The organism is Bacteroidia bacterium, assembly GCA_026932145.1.
GTDB lineage: Bacteria > Bacteroidota > Bacteroidia > J057 > JAIXKT01 > JAIXKT01.
Genome location: JAIXKT010000053.1, coordinates 22,776 through 23,671, shown reverse-complemented (window position 1 = coordinate 23,671; position 896 = coordinate 22,776). Strand labels below are relative to the sequence as shown.

The 896-nt window shown below is 40.3% G+C and carries 1 protein-coding gene; it reads left to right on the top strand.

Annotated elements, in window-relative coordinates; genetic code table 11:
• The first annotated feature begins 122 nt into the window (after positions 1 to 122).
• The gene (locus LC115_11850; protein ID MCZ2357356.1) at positions 123 to 482 is read left to right on the top strand and encodes a hypothetical protein; all 360 of its coding nucleotides are present in this window, start codon (positions 123 to 125) and stop codon (positions 480 to 482) included.
• The last annotated feature ends 414 nt before the right edge of the window (positions 483 to 896 follow it).

The following is an 896-nucleotide window of genomic DNA, read 5'->3' as shown; positions in this document are numbered from 1 at the left end:
GTTTTTTTGTAAAGATACGAAATATATGCGTCATAACATATTTAACCTAACACTACAAACAACCTGACGACAATATTGACAATGTTTTACTAACTGTAAAAAAGTATGACGGACAATCGTCAATGAAAAATTATTTCATTTGTCCAAACTATGACGGAACAGCCAACATTCAGAAAGCAAAAGTTGAATACATAGGCTTTGATTATTGGGAAGGTTGTGAAACAGGAAAAGGCAACTGCAATCCTTTGACATTTAAACGAACAAAAAATGAAAAGAATTGGTTCTTGCTTATGCCTTGTGGTGGAACAGAAACAGCAATAACAATTTCTGGAAAGAGTTTCAGTAAAGAATTACATTTGTATCACGACAACTGTCCTCCATATATAGAATTGACAAGTTTAACTGATGGACAATATACAGCAAATATGAGAGCCTGCGGACTTGGCGCAACTGTAACATTTAATTTGACAACAACAAAATGAAAAATACGGCAGGTAACATCGTATTGGCAATAGGCGGGCTGAACGCCTTCGTATCAACGGAAGTGCAAAATTCAACTTCTGTTCTTCGATTGGAGTTTAGTGCTAAAATTCCCGCCCATCGCCAATATGCCGGACGTTGAGCGACATTACGCCTGCGGCGTAGTTTTGTTCTTCGTGTTTTGCTGCGCAAACACTCCCATCCAAAACAAATGTCGCTCAACGCAGCGCTTGACCTAATTTTGTCTAAGATACGCCTGGGCTTTGCGCCGGCTGCGGCTCGCACCGCTCGCCGTTCCGGCTAACGTCGCCCAACAAAACACTTGACAAAATTAGATCCCAAGAAAAAAAACACCGGAATACCAAAATAAATTTTGGTCTTCTCTTTTTTTTCTCGGAACTTCGTCAAGCGCTGCG